Genomic DNA, 20,864 nt, shown 5'->3' with positions numbered 1-20,864 from the left:
TATCAGGCCATTTCCAGCACTTTCTTCACGAGTTTATCAATCCCGATCTGAGCCTGTGCGATATCCTCAGCCAGCATATAAGCAGGGGTTGTCACGATTTTATGGGTTTCGTCTACGACGATATTATCCACCGTACAACTGACATGCACACCGCCCATTTTTGCGATCGCAGCCGCAATATCCGAATCATCACCAATAGTAAGTTGCACTGATGAATTAACGATTTTCGGGATCATTACCGGTGCAATACACATAAATCCCATCGGCTTGCCCTGAGACAACATCTCACGCGTTAACAATAAAAAATATTTATCTATTTCACAGTCAGCGCCTTTTACCGCAAAATCGCACAGATTTTTTGCCGCCCCAAATCCCCCCGGAACAATCAGGGCATCCAGCTGTGAGGCATCCGCGTCAGCCAGCGAACGGATTTCTCCGCGGGAAATCCGTGCAGACTCTTCCAGCATATTACGTTTTTCTGACTTTTCCTCACCGGAAAGGTGATTGATAACAGTGCGTTGAGGTTCATCCGGTGCAAAAAAATACACCTGTGCGCCGGATTGGGTTACACTGAGCAGTGAAAGAACGGATTCATGGATTTCACTGCCGTCGAAAACACCGCATCCGCTTAAAACGATACCAACCGATTTCATATCTGACTCCTTTTGTAGTAGATTAATGCTTAACCCTTTAGAGGCCCAAACACCAATCTTCATCACAGTTTTTAATGAATCTTGTAACAAAAATACTTATCTTTGCTATGTTGAAGCCTGTATGATGTAAGAGCCTATTTCATCACTCGCCTAAATAACGATAAATAGTTGTCGCGGGTGAACCAGTTTCCCTGGTGTTGGCGCAGTATTCGCGCACCCCAACCTCGGTTGGGGTTATTTTTTACCTGCGATTTGCCAGCCAGTTTCTTAAAATCCCCACCTGACTTTCCCAATCGTGATTCAGTTCATCGACCCATTCCTGCACGTTATCATCCCATGCCGGCAGTTCCGGTGACTGAATCTGCTGCGCAACCTGCCGCAGACGGATAAGCCCGACAGACCCGGCCGCGCCTTTGATTTTGTGCCCTTCCTCCGCAATACCTTTGCGATCTTTCGCCACCATATTGGAATTGAGAATCGCCAGGTAGCCCGGCATCATTTTTTCAAATACATCCAGGCTGTCTGCAATCAGTTTCGGTCCCACCAGTTCGATATACTGGTTCAGCATCTCCAGATCCAGTGATTGCGCATACACGTCCTCAGATGCCGCTGAGCGGCTTTCCTCCGCAGGCAGTGCCTCGCTGCCATCCCCCCAGAATTTCGCTATCATCTGCGTCAGAGCGCCCACAGCAAGCGGTTTACTCAGTACGTCATCCATCCCGGCATCCAGATACTCTTTTTTGTCCTTCAGCACATTGGCGGTCAGTGCCACCAGCGGCGGTAACTCATCCGCCTGATAACGCTGATGCAGCTCACGGGCGATATCCAGCCCGCTCATATCCGGCAGCTGGATATCCAGCAGCACAAGGTCATACTCCTCCGGCGAGAACATCGCCAGCGCGTCACGGCCGTTCATCGCAACATCCACCGTGTTACCCAGTTTTTCCAGGACAGAACGCGCCACCACCACATTCAGCTCGATATCCTCCACCAGCAGGATATTCAGGGCAGGCAGCAGGTCACCATCATCTTCCTCTTCCGGTGCCTCCCGGGCCGGTGCGCAGACCGACAGCGTGAAGCAGGAGCCTTTGCCCGGCTCACTGGTCACAGTGATATCACCGCCCATTGCCTGTGCCAGACGACGGGAGACCGCCAGGCCGATACCGGTGCCGGTGGCCGGGCGTCCGCCCGCACTGTCCGTGACCTGGTAATACATGGCGAAAATTTTCTCCAGTTCATCCTTCGGAATACCGATGCCGGAATCCCGCACCTCAAAACAGAGCATGTCATTGGCTTCGCGCCACACTTTCACCGTAATGCCGCCTTCGCGGGTAAACTTCACACCGTTACCGATAAGATTCCACAGGATCTGGCGCAGACGGGTGCCGTCTGCCATGATCACGGTCGGTACCGGCTGGATCAGATCGAGGGTGAACTGCAACCCTTTCGGCTGCACCAGCAGGCCGGACAGGTTTTCCAGATCAGAAATGAATTCAGTGAAATTCACCGGCTGGGTATCGAGGCGGACATTGCGCCGCTCCAGTTTGTCCATCTCAATCACGTCATTGAAGATATTGCCGAGGGTCACGGCGCTGACATGAATGGTTTTCAGGTAATTTTCCTGCTCCGGATTGAGATCCGTATCCAGCAGAATGCGGCTCAGCCCGACAATGCCGTTCAGCGGTGTGCGCAGTTCATGGCTGATGGTGGAGATAAAGGTGGTTTTCTCGCGGCTGGCGTTTTCAATCGCTTCCTGATAGCGCTTGCGCTCGGTGATATCACGACCAAAACCCATCAGGCCGTGGCGCTTGCCGACACTGTCATAGAACGGCACTTTGCGCAGCTCAAAGCAGGCTTTGCGCCCGTCCGGGTAGACCAGCCACTGTTCATAGGTGAGCGAGACATTATGACGAAACACTTTTTCGTCGGTTTCCATCACTTTATCGGCGATTTCGGGGTCATAAATATCGCGCGGGGTCAGGCCGCGCAGCAGTTTTTCGCTGCGGCCGGTGAGGAGTTCCATGGCGCGGTTACAACCGGAAAACTCATTTTTCTCATTGCGGTAATAAACCAGATCGGGCGAGGCATCAAGGAAGGAACGCAGCAGGACTGATTGCTGTTCAAACTCAAGCTGGGTCTGTTCGCGGCGGCTGATCTCTTTCTTCAGTTTATCCAGCAGAACAACCTGTTCATCCTCAACTTTTTCGCGCTCGGTAATTTCCTGATTCAGCTGGGTAATGTTCTCTTTCAGCTGTTCATTGAGCTCAAGATCCCGCTTACGCATCACTTCCAGTTTACTGACCAGCCCGGACAGGCGCTGGCGGGACTCCTCAAGCTGTTCAACCACTACCGACATAAAATAGACCGCCCACGGCGTGATCAGCAGGCCGAAAAAGACCGAGCGCACCAGGTCAATACTCTGCACTTCCCCCTGAAGCAGCATGGTGACAGCAATCTGCACCACCATTGCCAGTACCACCAGTCCCGATGCCAGCAATAACGAAAACCGGACCAGGCCCAGTTTCATCAGTAAATCAACATAATATTGTGCTAAACCGCGTAGCAATTTCATACCTGCTCCACCCGCTGAATGAGGATTAGTATCATAGCGTAAAATTGGCGGATCACCGCGTTTCCGGCGCGGATTAAGTAAAAAATCAAACTCACCGGCGCTGTACGCATTTTCCGCCGGATAATATGACCGGATTATCCCCCGGCACTGTTTTTTTATCTGAATAAAATTAAAAATACGACATTTATCTGCAAATTAGCAGAAACAGAGCAGATAAAATCAGGTTATAAATAAAAATGCCCACGCTGCGCGGTAATAACCCGCAAAAAACAGTGATGTGCATCACACAAAAAATTGGCACTCCGGTTGCGGAAACAGCGGATTAAAATCCTGAAAATAGTTTTTTTTCATTCAATTATCGCAAAAATCAGGCTCACATACTGTCAGCCCCCTGATATTTGACCGTCACCGTATTTCCCGGTAAGTTGAAAAATGACGTTCCGGATCACCTGTGGTCAGCACCGATATAATAATTATATACACAACATCACAATACCCTTTGCTGAGATATCTGTCGTCAGCAGGGCTGACTGAGGCCCGGAAACAGCTTCGCCGCAGGAATGCGGCCTAATGTGAGACATGCAAAAGGGGCCACTTATGCTTTATAACCCGTCACAGGATAAGGACAACTGCGGTTTCGGCCTGATTGCCCACCTCGAAGGACACCCCAGCCACAAAGTTGTGCGTACCGCCATCAGCGGACTGGCGCGGATGCAGCATCGCGGTGCGATCCTTGCCGACGGCAAAACCGGGGATGGCTGCGGTTTGTTATTACAAAAACCCGATCGTTTCTTTCAGATGATTGCTGCGGAGAATGAATGGCGGCTGGCGCGTAATTATGCAGTCGGGATGCTGTTTCTCAGTCAGGATCCGGTCATTGCACAAGCCTGCCGCGATATTATCGAAGAAGAGCTGGCGGACGAGACGCTGTTTATCGCAGGCTGGCGTAAAGTGCCGGTCAGACCGGAAATCCTCGGCGAAATCGCTCTCGCCGGTATGCCGCAGATTGAGCAGGTTTTTATCAATGCGCCCGCAGGCTGGCGGGCCCGGGATCTGGAACGCCGCCTGTTTATGGCGCGCCGCCGGATTGAAAAACGCATCAGCGACCCGGATTTTTATGTCTGCAGTTTATCCAATCTGGTGACGATTTATAAAGGCCTGTGCATGGCCGCCGATCTGCCGCGTTTTTATCCGGATCTGGCCGATTTAAGAATGGAATCTGCTATTTGTCTGTTTCATCAGCGCTTTTCAACCAATACCGTTCCGCGCTGGCCGCTGGCACAGCCTTTCCGCTATCTCGCTCATAACGGCGAAATCAACACTATCACCGGTAACCGCGAATGGGCACGTGCCCGCGCTTATAAATTCCGCACGCCGCTGATCCCGGATCTCATCACTGCCGCCCCGTTTGTGAATGAAACCGGTTCGGATTCCAGCTCACTGGATAATATGCTGGAACTGTTTCTCAACGGCGGGATGGATCTGGTACGCGCCATGCGATTGCTGGTACCGCCTGCCTGGCAGAATCATCCGGACATGGATGATGATCTGCGCGCCTTTTTTGATTTTAACTCCATGCATATGGAGCCGTGGGACGGCCCGGCGGGGATTGTTATCTCTGACGGGCGCTATGCCGCCTGTAACCTTGACCGCAACGGGCTGCGCCCCGCCCGCTATGTGATCACCACAGATAAACTGATCACCTGCGCCTCTGAAATCGGCATCTGGGATTATCAGCCGGATGAGGTCACTGAAAAAGGCCGTGTCGGACCGGGAGAACTGCTGGTGATCGATACACAGGAAGGCCGCATTCTGCATACCCGCGAGACCGATAACGATCTCAAAACCCGTCATCCGTACAAGGCGTGGCTGGAAAAAAACGTTGTGCGTCTCACGCCGTATCAGGATCTGATGCATAAAACACCGCCGCAGCGTGCGCTGGATGATGCACAACTGGCGGTGTATCAGAAGCAGTTCGGGTACACCCTGGAAGAGCTGGAACAAGTGCTGCGCGTGCTGGGGGAAAACGGCCAGGAAGCGGTCGGCTCGATGGGGGATGATACCCCGTTTGCGGTACTCTCCACCCGCCCGCGTCTGATTTATGACTATTTCCGCCAGCAGTTTGCCCAGGTAACCAACCCGCCGGTCGATCCGCTGCGGGAAGCCCACGTTATGTCGCTCGCCACCAGCATCGGCCGGGAAATGAATGTTTTCTGCGAAGCGGAAGGCCAGGCACACCGGCTGAGTATGGCCTCGCCGGTACTGATGCACACGGACTTTGAACAATTGCTGAGCCGCGATCCGGATTATTACCGCGCGGAACATCTGTCACTCTGCTTTGATCCGCAGGAAACCACACTGGAGCAGGCAATCCGCACCCTGTGTGATAATGCGGAAGCCGCTGTCCGCGCCGGTGCCGTCCTGGTGGTGCTGAGTGACCGGCAGACTTCCCCGGATACCCTGCCTATCCCGGCACCGATGGCTGTCGGTGCGGTACAGCAGCGCCTTGTCAGCCGGAGCCTGCGCTGTGATGCCAACATTATTGCCGAAACCGCCGGTGCCCGTGACCCGCACCATTTTGCCGTCCTGCTCGGGTTCGGCGCTACCGCCATTTACCCTTATCTTGCCTGTGAATCCCTGCTGAAACTGTGCAGCGATAACGTCCTCACGCACTCACCGGCGCAGGTGTTACTCAACTACCGCAACGGCATCAACAAGGGACTGTATAAAATCATGTCCAAAATGGGGATCTCTGCTGTCTCCTCATACCGCTGCGCCAAACTGTTTGAAGCGGTCGGCCTGAGTGATTCTGTGGCGGAACTCTGTTTCCGGGGTGTGCCGAACCGGATCGGCGGTGCGGATTTCAGTGATTTCCAGCAGGATCTGCATAACCTGTCCCGTCTCGCCTGGCTGCCGCGCAAACCGCTCGATGCGGGCGGTCTGCTGAAATACATTCATAACAGTGAATATCACGCCTATAACCCGGATGTGATCGCAACATTACAAAAAGCGGTTCACAGCGGACATTATGCGGATTACCAGCACTACGCTGCCCTGGTAAACGGCCGTCCGGCGGCTATGCTGCGCGATTTGCTGGCGCTGCGCACCGACACACAACCTATCAGTATTGATGAAACCGAATCGGCTGAATCCCTGTTTTCCCGCTTTGATACCGCCGCCATGTCTATCGGTGCCCTCAGCCCGGAAGCCCATGAAGCACTGGCTGTCGCCATGAACCGGCTCGGCGGCAGTTCCAATTCCGGCGAAGGCGGCGAAGATCCGGCGCGCTTCGGTACGGAAAAAAACTCTAAAATCAAACAGGTGGCCTCCGGTCGCTTTGGTGTGACACCGGGGTATCTGCGCAGTGCGCGGGTTATCCAGATCAAAGTGGCACAAGGCGCGAAACCCGGTGAAGGCGGTCAGCTTCCCGGTGATAAAGTCACGCCGTATATCGCCTCGCTGCGCTATTCGGTGCCCGGCGTTACCCTGATTTCTCCGCCGCCGCATCATGATATTTACTCGATAGAAGATCTGGCTCAGCTGATTTTCGATCTCAAACAGGTCAACCCGGACGCACTGATTTCCGTCAAACTGGTTTCTGAACCGGGTGTCGGCACCATTGCCACCGGTGTGGCGAAAGCCTATGCCGATTTTATCACCATTTCGGGGTATGACGGCGGCACCGGCGCCAGCCCGCTCACCTCTGTCAAATACGCGGGTACGCCGTGGGAGCTGGGGCTGGCGGAAGCCCAGCAGGCACTGGTGAGCAACGGTCTGCGTCATAAAATCCGCTTACAGACAGACGGCGGGCTGAAAACCGGGCTGGATATCATCAAAGCCGCCATTCTCGGCGCGGAAAGCTTCGGTTTCGGCACCGGACCGATGGTCGCGCTCGGCTGCAAATATCTGCGCATCTGCCACCTGAATAACTGCGCCACCGGCGTGGCAACCCAGGATGAAACGCTGCGCCGCGATCACTATCACGGCCTGCCGGAGCGGGTAATGAACTATTTCCGCTTTATTGCGCAGGAAACCCGTGAGCTGATGGCGCAACTGGGTGTAAGAAAACTGACTGATCTTATCGGCCGCACAGATTTGCTGGTTCGGATTGAAGGCACCACCGCCCGCCAGCAAAAACTGAATCTGTCTGATCTGCTGGTCTCCCCGGTGCCGCATGAGGGTGCTGCTCTGTTCTGTTCACAAACCAATCCGCCGTTTGATAAGGGTGAACTGAACCGCCGCATCCTGGAAGATACCCGTACCTGCGTGCAAACACAGCAATCCCGCGCTTTTTATTACGATATCCGCAATACCGACCGCTCGGTGGGGGCTGCCCTCTCCGGCTTTGTGGCGGAATTGTACGGCAACAGCGGGATCGCCGCCTCACCACTGAAACTGTATTTTACCGGCACTGCCGGGCAGAGTTTCGGCGTCTGGAATGCCGCCGGGATTGAACTGACGCTCACGGGTGATGCCAACGACTACGTTGGTAAAGGCATGGCGGGCGGGCAGATTGTTCTGCATCCTCACCTGGGCTCCGCCTTTGCCGCTCATGACACCACGATTGCCGGTAATACCTGTCTGTATGGTGCCACCGGCGGCAAACTCTATGCCGCAGGCCGTGCCGGAGAGCGCTTTGCTGTCCGTAACTCCGGCGCTCTCGCGGTGGTCGAGAGTGTCGGTGATAACGGCTGTGAATATATGACCGGCGGGATTGTCTGTGTGCTCGGCAAAACCGGGATTAACTTCGCTGCCGGGATGACCGGCGGATTCGCATATCTCTATGATGAAGACGGCACCGCCGCCGGGCGTGTTAATCCGGAAATGGCGGAAACCCGCGATATCAGCGGGCTGCCGGTTCTGCAGGAACACCTGCGCGGCATGCTGGAAGACCACCGCCGCCTGACCGGCTCCGCCAGAGCAGATGCACTTCTCAGAGAATGGACAGAACAGGCCGGGCGGTTTATCCTCGTCAAGCCGAAATCTGCGGATATTCATGCACTTGCCGGGATAAACAACCGGTCAGACAGTGAATTACGGGTCCGGGCACAGTAAGGGGAATCAAGATGAGCCGCAATGTTTATCAGTTTATTGAATTACAGCGTACAGATCCGCAAAAGCTGCCGCTGGCACTCCGTAAAACCAAATTTATCGAGATTTATGAGCCTTTTTCGCCGCCGCAGGTGAAAGCGCAGGCAACCCGCTGCCTCGGCTGCGGTAATCCGTACTGTGAATGGAAATGCCCGGTACATAACTATATCCCCAACTGGCTGCGGCTGGCGGAGGAAGGCCGGATTATTGAGGCCGCTGAGTTGTCACACCAGACCAACAGTCTGCCGGAAGTGTGCGGCCGGGTGTGCCCGCAGGACCGGCTATGTGAGGGTGCCTGCACCCTGCATGACGAGTTCGGTGCGGTCACTATCGGCAATATTGAACGTTACATTACCGATAAAGCCTTTGAGATGGGCTGGAGACCGGATCTCTCTGCTGTCCGCCCGACAGGAAAAAAAGTTGCCGTGATCGGTGCCGGTCCTGCCGGTCTGGCCTGTGCCGATGTCCTGATCCGCAACGGCGTCACCCCGGTGGTGTTTGATAAGCACCCGGAAATCGGCGGACTTCTCACCTTTGGTATTCCGTCGTTTAAGCTGGAAAAATCCATTATGCAGCGCCGCCGTGAACTGTTCACAGAGATGGGTGTGGAATTTCAGCTGAATACCGAGATCGGAAAAGAGATCACGCTCAGTGAATTACAGCAGAATTATGATGCCGTCTTTATTGGCGCGGGCACCTATCAGCCGATGAGCGGCGGGCTCAAAAATGAAGATGCCGCCGGGGTATACAGCGCCCTGCCGTATCTGATTGGCAATACCCGCCAGGTGATGGGACTGCCGGATGAGGATTCTGCCCCGTTTATTGACCTGAAAAATAAACGCGTCGTGGTCCTCGGCGGCGGAGATACCGCAATGGATTGTCTGCGGACCGCCATCCGTCAGGGGGCGGCGGAAGTGACCTGTGTATACCGCCGCGACGAGGAGAATATGCCGGGTTCGCGCCGTGAGGTGAAAAATGCCAAAGAAGAAGGGGTTACTTTCCGTTTTAACTGTCAGCCATCGGCTATTGAAACCGATGCAACGGGTAACGCTTGTGGTGTCCGTGTATTAACCACCCGGTTGGGTGATGCGGACAGCAGCGGCCGCCGTCAGATTGAAACGGATGATAATTCCGCTTTTGTTATTGATGCCGATGCGGTCATTATCGCGTTCGGTTTCCGGCCGCACGCGATGCCGTGGCTGGATGCTCTCAGTGTCACACGGGATCAGCAGGGGCGGATCAGCGCCCCGGCACAGGCAACCTATCCGTTTGAAACCTCTGTCAGCGGCATTTTCGCCGGGGGGGATGTGGTACGCGGTTCGGATCTGGTGGTTACCGCTATTGCCGAAGGCCGCCGGGCGGCAGAAAGTATTCTGGATTATCTGCATGTATAAAAACGGATCCACACTTCTATAAAACCCGGTAACGGGAAGGCTGAAAATTTCCCTTCCCGTTATTGTCTGTCCCCTGAAATCCGGTTTTGTGTTTCAGATTTGACGGCACCGTTTTATTGTCTAATTATTACTACTCATTTATTTTTAATTACCGGCTGTTAGTATTATCTGAATTTCGGATCATAAGGAAATATCCAATGGCAGATTTACGCTATATTACAGGCGGTGCAGATGGCTGGCTTAATGTCAAAAGAGAACCCGCACAAAATATTATTGCACTCCCCGGTACATTAAAAGTTGATGTGACCAGTAATAAGAATGGTCGCGACTATTTTACAGCGTTAGAAGGTGTTGAAAAAGGGAAAAACTTTTCTGTTAAAGAGGGATATTTATCACGGGTCAGTCCGAATTACCGATCAGCCGCGTCACTCAGTTTTTCTGTTTCAAATGAAATACTGGAATATCCTTACGGGAAAATACATGCCTTCACCGATGATATCAACCCAATCCCCGTGGGTATTCACAATATTCAAATACCTGATTTCCCGCATGATGGCGGTTTGGGATATACCGTACAATCACCGTTTGCCAAAAATTGGTTTTATTTGGGAACAGGAAATGCAGTCCCGGGTAATAATGACCGGTATTTACATCCCGGAAGAGGTACTTTAGGCTGTATTACTGTTGACCCTACCAAATGGACAGAATTATACGAATATCTTATTCGTTGCAGGAGCGGAGATGGAAAAACTGTCGGTCGTGTTACTGTTACTCGTTAATAGTCTTTTTATTGCACCTGCCAGTGCCGGTATTGATACGCTTGTTTTGAAAAATACGGCTGATGCCCGGCAACCCGGCCTGGTTCTTGATGGCCTGAAAAATGCTGCGATATCACCTGATGATGCCGTGCTTTCGCAATTTAATACGCCGGCTGTCAACGCAATGGCAAAAAAAAACTGGTCAGCTGCCGGAAAAATGTATGGTGAAAAGATGCTGCGTTATCCTTCACCTGACACTATCGTGCACTATGCTGATGCCCGGTTATTAATGCTTAAAGACGTAAAAACCCGGAACAATGCCTTAACTGAGTTTAATACCGTGGTTGTACCGGATACACTTCTCTATTACCGCTCGGCTGAAACCGTGGATAATCAGATTAATCAGTTATCCGCAGATGAAAAACAACACCTTCGCACAAAAATAGCCTGCATTGAGACGTTTATTGCAGACAAAGAAGCAAAAACATTTACCTGCCCGATACTCCGGTAGCCTCCGCAGAATTTCAATAAAAAAGACCGCGAAAGCGGTCTTTTTTATTTATCGGTTGTTACTTCACGACACGTAAGTTCGGACGGCCACGCGGTGGTTTCGGCGGCTCCGGGTCATCCCCGTCAGTGCTTTCTTCCGCCGGTTTTGCCGGTTCGTCGTGGATCAGGGTGATGTTATCCACCGCCGGGGTCAGAATGTCTTCGTCTTCCGCAGCCTCATAAGCCACTTCCGGCTCAAACATCATACCCGCACCGTTTTCACGGGCGTAGACCGCAATAATGGCGGCCATCGGCACATCCACCTGACGCGGAACGCCGCCGAAACGGGCATTAAAACCGACCCACTCGTTGGTCATTTCCAGATTGCCCACAGCACGCGGTGCAATATTCAGGACAATCTGTCCATCCTGAGCATACTCCATCGGCACATTGACACCGGGGGTGTTCACATCCACCACCAGATGGGGTGTCAGCTCATTATCCAGTAACCACTCATAGTGTGCCCGCAACAGATAAGGGCGGCGCGGTGTTAATTCCTGAATATCCATCAGTGATTAACCCCGTGACTGTAAACGCATCTCACGCTCAGCTTCCGTCAGGGAAGCCAGGAAAGAGTCACGCTCAAACACGCGCTGCATGTAGAACTGCAGATGTTTGGTATCCGAAGACGGACGTGCGGACAGGTCGATACCCAGTACCGGCAGACGCCATAACAGCGGGGACAGATAGCAGTCCACCAGGCTGAATTCTTCATTCATAAAATACGGATATTCTTTGAATACCGGCGAAACGGCAACCAGCTCTTCCGTTAACTGTTTGCGGGCCTGGTTCGCTTCCTGGGCAGAGCCCTTTTCAATTTTATTCATCAGCGAGTACCAGTCCTGCTCGATGCGGTGCATCATCACACGGCTCTGCGCACGCATCACCGGGTAAACAGGCATCAGTGGCGGATGCGGGAAACGCTCATCAAGGTATTCCATGATAATACGTGAATCATATAAGGTCAGCTCGCGATCCACGAGTGTCGGTACCGTCTGGTATGGGTTCAGATCGATCAGGTCTTGTGGCAGATTGCCTGCTTCGACATGCTCAATTTCAAAACTTACCCCTTTTTCCGCCAGTACAATCCGTACCTGGTGGCTGAAAATATCGGTCGGGCCGGAGAACAGAGTCATTACCGAACGTTTGTTGGCAGCGACAGCCATGAAAACCTCCAAGTTTATCAAAATAAAGGAATGAACAGCGCACTACGCCATTCCTACCTGTAATCTCTCACTGAATCCGGGAAAGAAAACCACAGCGAGCCAATCCGGGCGCGCGGCAGTGTGTTCAGGGGCGAGAAAATGTTTGTGCCAGTTTACCAGATTTTGCCCAACTTAGGGTGACTCCGGGCAAAAAATCATTCAAAAACACCAGAAATGGGGGTTAACAGCGACAGATTCATGAAATAAACATGAAACTACAGGTTATGACGGGATAATTTGCGGCAGTTGTACGGTTATAAAAAAACCCGCCGGTGGCGGGTTTTTTGTATTCCAACGAAACCAGTGATTAACGTTTGGAGAACTGTGGACGGCGACGTGCTTTGCGCAGACCCACTTTTTTACGTTCAACTTCACGTGCATCACGCGTTACGAAGCCGGCTTTACGCAGCTCAGAACGCAGAGATTCGTCGTACGCCATCAGAGCACGGGTGATACCGTGACGGATTGCGCCTGCCTGACCAGAGATACCACCACCTTTAACAGTGATGTACAGGTCCAGTTTTTCTAACATTTCAACCAGTTCCAGCGGCTGGCGAACGACCATGCGTGCTGTTTCGCGGCCGAAATAGTTTTCGAGGCTGCGTTGGTTGATGACGATGTTACCACTACCCGGCTTAATAAAGACACGAGCGGATGAACTTTTGCGGCGACCAGTGCCGTAGTATTGATTTTCAGCCATTGCCTATAATCCCGATTAAATGTCCAGAACTTGCGGTTGCTGTGCCGCGTGATTGTGCTCGTTACCTGCGTAAACTTTCAGTTTACGGTACATTGCACGACCCAGAGGGCCTTTCGGCAACATGCCTTTCACAGCGATTTCAATAACGCGCTCAGGATGGCGTGCGATCATCTCTTCGAAGGTCGCTTGCTTAATACCACCAACGTAGCCAGTGTGGCGATAGTACACTTTGTCTGTACGCTTGTTGCCGGTTACAGCAACTTTTTCTGCGTTCAGAACGATGATGTAATCACCGGTGTCAACGTGAGGAGTATATTCCGCTTTGTGCTTACCGCGCAGGCGGCGGGCTAATTCAGTTGCAAGACGGCCTAACGTTTTGCCGGTTGCATCAACAACGAACCAGTCGCGTTGTACGCTTTCTGGTTTAGCTGTAAAAGTTTTCATTAAAGCTTACCCAATAAATAAGTTACATGTTGGTGAACCAATGTTCAGAAACTGAGGCTCACACGACGCTTGTCCAGTAAACCTACCCCTTCGAGCAGAATCATCTGGCGCTAGTTGCAGTCTTCTTTGGGAAATAAAGAAAACCGCTGTAACGTGGGGTCGCAAGATTATAGAGAAGTCCCTGCAAAAAATCGACCCCAAATTAAAAAAATTTCCCCGAAACCCTTTTCGGGGGGCGCATTATATCAGATGCGGCAGTTTCAGGTACTCTTCACTTTGCATTTCCTGTAACCGGGAGAGGCATCTGGCGAACTCAAAGGACAATAATTGCCCCTGATAGAGAGAATCCATCGCGTTCTGCGCCTGAATAACCAGTTTTACTTTCCGCTCATAAAACTCATCCACCAGCGCCAGAAAACGCCGTGCGGCATTCTCATTTTCCGTTGTCAGCACCGGAACATCATATAAAAGTACGGTGTGATAGATTTTCGACAGCGCAATATAGTCGAGCTGGCTGCGCGCATCCTCGCACAGCGTCCGGAAGGTCACCGCCAGCACGCCGTCCGTTTCCCGCACCACCGGCAGCTGACGGTGATTGATGGTCAGTGCCGCCTGTCCGGCTTTCTGCCCACCGGTCAGCCGGGAGAATATGCTGTCCATTGCCGCTGACGTTTCCGTATCCACAGGGGTCAGCCACAGATGCGCCTGTGTCAGGGTACGCAGGCGGTAATCAATTCCCGCATCCACATTCAGCACATCACAATATTTTTTGATCTGTTCAATGGCCGGCAGAAACCGGGCGCGCTGTAATCCGTTACGGTACAGGTCATCCGGCGGGATATTGGAGGTCGCCACCAGCGCGATACCGCGCTGAAACAGCGCTTCCAGAAGAGTGCCGAGGATCATGGCATCGGTGATATCGGAGACAAAAAATTCATCGAAACAGAGAACATCCGTTTCCTGTGCAAAACCGTCGGCGATACTTTCCAGCGGATTTTCATGTCCCTGAAGCGCCGTCAGCGCCTCATGCACCCGCAGCATAAAACGGTGGAAATGCCGCCGCAGCTTGCGCGGCCCGGGCAGGCTGTCATAAAACAGATCCATCAGCCAGGTTTTGCCGCGCCCGACCCCGCCCCACATATAAATGCCCTGTACCGGCGGACAACTCACCGGTTCAGGCGCTTTTTTCAGCCAGCGGCTCAGGGTGCCGCGCAGCCCTTTTTCCGGCCCGGGGGAACTCGGTGTGCGCATCAGGAGCGCCTGATGCATCTCTGTCAGCCGTTCAACGGTACGCCGCTGCACCTCGTCCGGCGCAAATCCGCTGCCGTTCAGTGCCTGCTGATACAACTCACGCGGTGTTGTGCTCATAAACAGTAATCCCTTAATATTATCAGAGGTTTTTATTGAGATTTTTATGATGTAGCGGCGGGTATTATACCCGGAAATCCGGGATAATGCCGGAAAGCCTTACCTTCACTATTCCCCCCGGACAGCAAATCCGGTTATAGTGACAACAGATTCTAACGCGCATGATGCACTTAAAGGAGTAGCCATGATTTGGGTATATGCACTCATCGGATTAGCAGTTGGTTTAATCATTGGTGCGCTGGCCGTTCGTCTGGGCAGTTCTAAGTTCAGAGAGCAGGAAGCCATGAAACGGGACCTGGAAAAGAACAAGGCCGAGCTGGAAGAGTACCGCAAAGAGCTGGTCAGCCACTTTGCCCGCAGTGCAGAACTGCTGGATAACATGGCGAAAGATTACCGCCAGTTATATCAGCACATGGCGAAAAGTTCATCAGAACTGATGCCGGAACTGTCCGCACAGGATAATCCGTTCAGCTACCGCCTGACGGAAGCTGAGGCCGATAATGATCAGGCGCCGGTAAAAATGCCGCCGCGGGATTATTCAGACGGCTCATCCGGCCTGTTCCGTCCCGTCGAAAACAAAGAAAGCTAATCATTAAAACCGCAGGCGACTGCGGTTTTTTTCCGCCTGAATTCAGCCGCTTAATGCAGCCTCCCGAACCATTCCCCGCACTAATCTTCAGTTCACGTAAAGCCTTGTAAAGGTTATTTTATTTCCGTTGAATGCGGAACTTTTACACACACATAGAGTCATAGGAGTATCTGCGTATGCTGCGGCTTCTCATGCCTGCAGATTCAGCTTATTAATTGATGAGACACAAAACGAATGATGAATAAAAAGAAAAAAAACCTGCTCAGTGCTGTTGCCATCAGCCTCGGGTTATCCCTCGCGGCACTGCCTGCGGTATCCAATGCAGCGTTACCGGCCAAAATGGCCACCGGCGAATCGCTGCCGAGCCTGGCACCGATGCTGGAAAAAGTACTGCCTGCGGTGGTCAGCGTAGAAGTCTCCGGGACAGCCGTTGCCCGTCAGCAGGTGCCGGAAGAGTTTAAATTCTTCTTCGGTCCGAATATGCCGTCACAGCAGGAAAGTGTCCGTCCCTTCCAGGGACAGGGTTCCGGCGTCATTATTGATGCACAGAAAGGCTATATTCTGACCAACAACCACGTTATCCAGAATGCAGATAAAATTCAGATCCAGCTCAATGACGGCCGCAAATATGACGCGACCTTAATCGGTCGTGATCCGCAGACCGACATTGCCCTGTTACAGGTGAAAAATGCCCCGAACCTGACCGCCATCACCCTGGCGGATTCCGATAAACTGCGCGTCGGTGATTTCACCGTTGCTGTCGGTAACCCGTTTGGTCTGGGTCAGACCGCAACCTCCGGGATTATCTCAGCATTAGGCCGCAGCGGCCTGAATGTGGAAGGGCTGGAAAACTTTATCCAGACCGACGCCTCCATCAACCGGGGTAACTCTGGTGGTGCGCTGGTAAATCTCAACGGTGAACTGATCGGTATCAACACCGCGATTTTGGCACCGGGCGGCGGTAATATCGGGATCGGCTTTGCTATCCCGAGTAACATGGCCAAAGACCTGACCTCCCAGCTGATTGCCACCGGTGAAGTCAAACGCGGCTCCCTCGGCATCCGCGGGACTGAAATGAACGCCGATATCGCCAAGGCAATGAATGTGGAAGCCCAGCGCGGAGCGTTTGTCAGTGAAGTGATCCCGAAATCTGCCGCCGCCAAAGCGGGGATTAAATCCGGTGACGTGCTGGTCTCCGTTGACGGCAAACGTGTCAGCAGCTTTGCGGAACTGAGAGCCAAAATCGGCACCACCGCGCCGGGCAAAGAAGTGAAAATTGGTCTGCTGCGCAAAGGCAAACCGCAGGAAGTCACCGTGATACTGGATGACAGCGAAGGCCAGACCACCAAAGCGGAAAACCTGACCACTCTGCTGCAGGGCGCAACCCTGAGTAACGGCAGCAATAAAGAGGGTAATAAAGGCGTTAATATTGACGCGGTACAGAAAGATTCTCCGGCGGCCATGTCCGGCCTTCAGCCGGGTGACCTGATTATCGGCGTCAACAATCAGCGTGTGATGACCATTGTTGAACTGCGCAAAATTATCGACGGCAAGCCAAGCGTGCTGGCACTGAATATTTTACGCGGCGACGACAATATCTATCTGCTGCTGAATAATGCCGGTCGCTGATACATTTTTGCAGTGAGTACTGAAACCGCGCCGCGTAACACGGCGCGGTTTTTTATTTCAGGCGGCGCCGGCCTCATAAAAATCCACGGCGGAATTCAGAACCGGTTTCACCACCCCGGCGCGGATCAGATAATCACCGAAATCCTCCCCGTCCGTCCGCGCCTGTGACCAGCGACCGATAAGCTCATCAAGCACCGATAAAATAGCTGCTGAGCTGATATTTTCGCGGTACATGCGCGGAATACGGGTGCCGGTGCGGTTACCACCGAGATGCAGGTTATAGCGATCCGGCGCTTTACCGACCAATCCCACCTCTGACAACATGGCCCTTCCGCAGCCGTTCGGGCAGCCGGTGACCCGCAGAACAATCTCTTCATTCCCCACACCGTGTGAAGACATAATTTTCTCAACCTCTGTGACAAACTCAGGCAGAAAGCGCTCCGCTTCCGCCATTGCCAGCGGACAGGTCGGGAATGACACACAGGCCATGGAATTTTCCCGCAGCGGCGTGACATTATCGCTGATAAGGCCGTGTGCCCGTGCAATGGATTCAATGCGGGATTTTTCCGCCTCCGGAATACCGGCGATAATCAGGTTCTGATTGGCGGTTAACCGGAAATCCCCGCAGTGGATTCTGGCGATTTCCGCCACACCGGTTTTTAACGGCTTACCCGGTAAATCGATCAGACGCCCGTTTTCAACAAACAGCGTCAGATGCCAGTGATCATCAATCCCTTTTAACCAGCCGATCTGGTCACCGCGCAGGGTGAATTCATACGGGCGGATCGGGGCAAACGTGATACCGGCACGCCGTTCGGTTTCCTGTTTAAATGTGTCAACCCCCACCCGCTCCAGCGTGTATTTGGTTTTGGCATTTTTGCGCTCCGTCCGGTTTCCCCAGTCGCGCTGGGTAGTGACTATCGCCTCCGCCACCGCCAGTGTGTCTTTCAGCGGGATAAAACCGAATTCACTGGCGAGACGGGGAAACGTCGCGGTATCTCCGTGGGTCATTGCCAGACCGCCACCCACCAGCACATTAAAACCCATCAGTTTGCCGTTTTCCTCAATCGCCACAAAGTTCATATCATTAGCGTGTAAATCAACATCATTCAGCGGCGGGATCACCACCGAGGTTTTAAACTTACGCGGCAGATAGGTTTCACCTAAGATCGGTTCCTCATCGGTTGCCGCCACTTTTTCTTTATCCAGCCAGATTTCAGCATAAGCGCGGGTACGCGGCAGCAGATGTTCGGAGATTTTTTTCGCCCATTCATACGCTTCCCGGTGCAGGCCGGACTGAACCGGATTTGAGGTGCAGAGTACATTGCGGTTCACATCATTGGCGGTCGCCAGTGAATCCAGCCCCGCCTCATGCAGCATCTGATGCGCCGGTTTAACATCCCCTTTCAGAATACCGTGGAACTGAAACGTCTGCCGGTTGGTGATCCGGATACTGCCGTACAGCGTCTGCTCTGCGGCGAACTTGTCTATTTTCAGCCACTGTTCCGGGGTGATCACCCCTCCCGGCAATCGGCAGCGCAGCATCATGGCGTGGCGCGGCTCCAGTTTCTGTTCTGTGCGTTCCGTCCGGATATCGCGGTCATCCTGCTGATACATGCCGTGAAAGCGGATCAGCAGGAAGTTATCCCCCTCAAATCCGCCGGTCAGCCCGTTGCTCAGATCCTCTTTGATGGTGCCGCGCAGATAGTTGCTGTCGCGCTTCATTCTTTCGCTGTCGCTCAGTTTGCCTTCCACGATTAAAGGCCCGTTGTGTTTATCGCTCATTAATAGACATCCCTCTGATACCGGCGCGCTGTGCGCAGCTCACTTAAAAACTCATCGGCTGATTCATGATCCCGGTTACCGTACCGGCTGATGATCGCCAGTAATGCGTCCTCGGTATCACGGGCCATCAGGCCTGCATTACCGCAGACGTAAATATGTGCGCCGTCCTCAATCCAGCGCCACACGTCCGCTCCCTGCTCGCGCAGTTTGTCCTGGACATAGGTTTTCGCCGGTTTATCCCGCGACCAGGCCAGCGAGATATGGGTCAGCACGCCGTCACGGACATAACGCTGCCATTCGGTCTGATACAGAAAATCCTCGGTAAAATGCTGATTGCCGTAGAAAAGCCAGTTTTTACCAGAGGCACCGTCATTTTCCCGCTGCTGCATAAAGGCGCGGAACGGCGCAATACCGGTACCCGCGCCGATCATAATGACCGGCACATCCGGGTCGGCAGGCAGGCGGAAATTATCATTAGATTCAATGAAAACCCGCACCTCCCCGCCCTCCTGTATCTGGTCGGCGAGAAACTCGGAAGCCCCGCCGGTCCGCGCCCGGCCATTCGTGTCATAACGCACCACACCGACCGTCAGATGAATTTCATCGTCCGCCTCTGCCTGTGAGGATGAAATTGAATAAAGCCTTGGAGTCAGTGGCCGGAGAATATCGGCAAAAGCCTGTGCAGAAGGCCGGGAAGGTGCCTGACGCAGCATTTCCGCGACAGGCGTAGTCTGCGCGTAATGCAGCGCAGCCTGCTTATCACTGATCAGAGCGGATAACACGTCATGCTGTGATAACTGAGCGTATTTGCTGACCGTCACCCCGTTATTCTGTGTAAGCTCCAGATGCCGGATCAATGCCTCGCGCAGGCTGCAGGTATTGCCGGATACCGTGATCGCCGTTGCCGCATCCGCATGCAGCAGGCTGATAATCTCATCCGCCAGTACCGGGTTATTCTCAAACCAGACCCCGAGCGCATCACCGGGCTGATAATGCAGACCGGAATCCCCCGCAGAAATTTCAATATGCCGCACATCTTTCAGTGAATTACGACCGGTAATTTTCTGATTAACGGAGAGAGATACCGTCAGCGGTGCCTCTTTGCTGTAACGGTTTTCAGTGACACTAACCGCCTGAGCGACAGTCTGCAGCGAACTTCCCGCCGCACTGCCCCGCGCTTTCAGCACCTGTGTCAGTGATTCAGTCCACGCCGCTGCCGCTGCCTGATAATCCACATCCGCATCTGTTCTCGGCACAAGTGCGGTTGCACCGGCCTTTGTCAGCTGAGTATCAAAATCGATTCCTGCCTGACAGAATTTTTCGTATGACGAATCCCCCAGCGAGAAAACAGCATAAGCAGTTCCGCTGAGATCCGGCCTTTTTGATGAATGCAGATATTTATAAAATGCCACCGCTTCTTCCGGTGGTTCACCGTCCCCCTGAGTAGATGTCACAATAATGACAATCTTCTCCTTGGCGAGTTGCTTATATTTATAGTCTCCGGCATTCACTAAATTAACCGCGAATTTCTCACTGAGAAAACGCGTTTTTAATTCTTCACACACGCGACGTGCATTACCGGTTTGCGAGGCAGAAATAAGCGTAATAATCTCACGGTCTGTTGTATTTAATGCCGGAGAAATATCTGCCGGTACAGACGTATTTCCCCGTCCCCACAAATAACCGGATAACCAGGCCAGTTGCTGAGAGGTAAAACCTGCTGTTGCTGTCTGCAAAGCCGCAAGCTGCTCCGCAGAAACCGGAAATACCTGCTCCGGCGGTATCTGTGCTGCCATAATCCCGTTACTCCCGCATTGCTCATTGTGATTATTATTCCGTTATTTTCCAGGTTATCGCATTACGGCCTATTGAGAATAAGAAAATAAAGCCATAACTCATAACAAAATAATCTGATATATCATGATGATTATTTACCAACCGTATCTCTCCGGGTTACACACAGATAAACAATGAATTACGTATAAAAAAATAACGAACCCACCCTTCATTTTAATGAAATAAGGATCTCTGCCGGGAATATTCTTCATGTATAACAAAAAGGAATTTCAATATAAGAAGTAATTCTTTCCCGGAATATATTCCATAACACTAAATAGATAACTATTC

General features: G+C 52.7%; 15 protein-coding genes. 6 read left to right on the top strand and 9 right to left on the bottom strand.

What is annotated here, in order from left to right:
* Positions 1-2: 2 nt before the first annotated feature.
* Both elbB and arcB read right to left on the bottom strand, forming a co-directional pair.
* Entirely contained in the window at positions 3-653 is a 651-nt protein-coding gene (elbB, locus tag N7387_RS06285) for an isoprenoid biosynthesis glyoxalase ElbB (protein ID WP_279797820.1), read from the bottom strand.
* Positions 654-894: 241 nt separating this feature from the next.
* Positions 895-3,225 carry an aerobic respiration two-component sensor histidine kinase ArcB gene (gene arcB / locus N7387_RS06280; protein ID WP_262862485.1) on the bottom strand — a complete coding sequence of 777 codons (2,331 nt, stop codon included), beginning with the start codon at positions 3,223-3,225 and terminating at the stop codon, positions 895-897.
* 597 nt (positions 3,226-3,822) lie between these two features.
* Between arcB and gltB the strand changes: the two genes are divergently transcribed.
* The 4 genes from gltB (at position 3,823) to N7387_RS06260 (ending at position 10,979) form a co-directional block, all read left to right on the top strand.
* Positions 3,823-8,280 carry a glutamate synthase large subunit gene (gene gltB, locus N7387_RS06275; RefSeq protein ID WP_279797817.1) on the top strand — a complete coding sequence of 1,486 codons (4,458 nt, stop codon included), beginning with the start codon at positions 3,823-3,825 and terminating at the stop codon, positions 8,278-8,280.
* 11 nt (positions 8,281-8,291) lie between these two features.
* Positions 8,292-9,710: an FAD-dependent oxidoreductase gene (locus tag N7387_RS06270; RefSeq protein ID WP_279797816.1), complete on the top strand. Its 1,419-nt coding sequence runs from the start codon at positions 8,292-8,294 to the stop codon at positions 9,708-9,710.
* A gap of 197 nt (positions 9,711-9,907) precedes the next feature.
* Positions 9,908-10,489, top strand: coding sequence for a hypothetical protein (locus tag N7387_RS06265; RefSeq protein WP_262861000.1), 582 nt, complete (start codon positions 9,908-9,910; stop codon positions 10,487-10,489).
* Positions 10,452-10,979 (top strand): hypothetical protein, encoded by a 528-nt coding sequence (locus tag N7387_RS06260; RefSeq protein WP_262861001.1) that lies wholly within the window; start codon positions 10,452-10,454, stop codon positions 10,977-10,979. The genes N7387_RS06265 and N7387_RS06260 overlap by 38 nt, the downstream gene beginning before the upstream one ends.
* Before the next feature lie 58 nt (positions 10,980-11,037).
* Here N7387_RS06260 and sspB read toward each other — a convergent pair whose 3' ends face one another.
* From sspB to zapE, 5 genes are all read right to left on the bottom strand, one after another.
* On the bottom strand, positions 11,038-11,526 hold the full coding sequence (gene sspB, locus N7387_RS06255) for a ClpXP protease specificity-enhancing factor (protein ID WP_025151823.1): 489 nt from the start codon (positions 11,524-11,526) through the stop codon (positions 11,038-11,040).
* Between the two features lie 6 nt (positions 11,527-11,532).
* Positions 11,533-12,183, bottom strand: coding sequence for a stringent starvation protein SspA (gene sspA / locus N7387_RS06250; RefSeq protein WP_025151824.1), 651 nt, complete (start codon positions 12,181-12,183; stop codon positions 11,533-11,535).
* A gap of 346 nt (positions 12,184-12,529) precedes the next feature.
* Entirely contained in the window at positions 12,530-12,922 is a 393-nt protein-coding gene (gene rpsI / locus N7387_RS06245; protein ID WP_015422974.1) for a 30S ribosomal protein S9, read from the bottom strand.
* Positions 12,923-12,937: 15 nt separating this feature from the next.
* Entirely contained in the window at positions 12,938-13,366 is a 429-nt protein-coding gene (gene rplM / locus N7387_RS06240; RefSeq protein ID WP_004236344.1) for a 50S ribosomal protein L13, read from the bottom strand.
* Positions 13,367-13,606: 240 nt separating this feature from the next.
* Positions 13,607-14,734 carry a cell division protein ZapE gene (gene zapE, locus N7387_RS06235; RefSeq protein ID WP_279797809.1) on the bottom strand — a complete coding sequence of 376 codons (1,128 nt, stop codon included), beginning with the start codon at positions 14,732-14,734 and terminating at the stop codon, positions 13,607-13,609.
* Positions 14,735-14,918: 184 nt separating this feature from the next.
* Between zapE and zapG the strand changes: the two genes are divergently transcribed.
* Both zapG and degQ read left to right on the top strand, forming a co-directional pair.
* Positions 14,919-15,323, top strand: coding sequence for a Z-ring associated protein ZapG (zapG, locus tag N7387_RS06230; RefSeq protein ID WP_004236342.1), 405 nt, complete (start codon positions 14,919-14,921; stop codon positions 15,321-15,323).
* 234 nt (positions 15,324-15,557) lie between these two features.
* Complete coding sequence (gene degQ, locus N7387_RS06225) at positions 15,558-16,952, top strand: serine endoprotease DegQ (protein ID WP_279797805.1); 1,395 nt, start codon at positions 15,558-15,560, stop codon at positions 16,950-16,952.
* 57 nt (positions 16,953-17,009) lie between these two features.
* On the opposite strand, the gene cysI is transcribed toward degQ, so the two are convergent.
* Positions 17,010-18,737, bottom strand: coding sequence for an assimilatory sulfite reductase (NADPH) hemoprotein subunit (gene cysI / locus N7387_RS06220; RefSeq protein ID WP_279797803.1), 1,728 nt, complete (start codon positions 18,735-18,737; stop codon positions 17,010-17,012).
* Positions 18,737-20,533 carry an NADPH-dependent assimilatory sulfite reductase flavoprotein subunit gene (gene cysJ / locus N7387_RS06215; protein ID WP_279797801.1) on the bottom strand — a complete coding sequence of 599 codons (1,797 nt, stop codon included), beginning with the start codon at positions 20,531-20,533 and terminating at the stop codon, positions 18,737-18,739. The genes cysI and cysJ overlap by 1 nt, the downstream gene beginning before the upstream one ends.
* Positions 20,534-20,864: the final 331 nt, after the last annotated feature.

The sequence above is a fragment of the Morganella sp. GD04133 genome (assembly GCF_029835375.1).
Lineage (GTDB): Bacteria > Pseudomonadota > Gammaproteobacteria > Enterobacterales > Enterobacteriaceae > Morganella > Morganella morganii_B.
The sequence above is the reverse complement of the archived record's forward strand: the minus strand, read 5'-3'. Positions and strand labels throughout refer to the sequence as shown.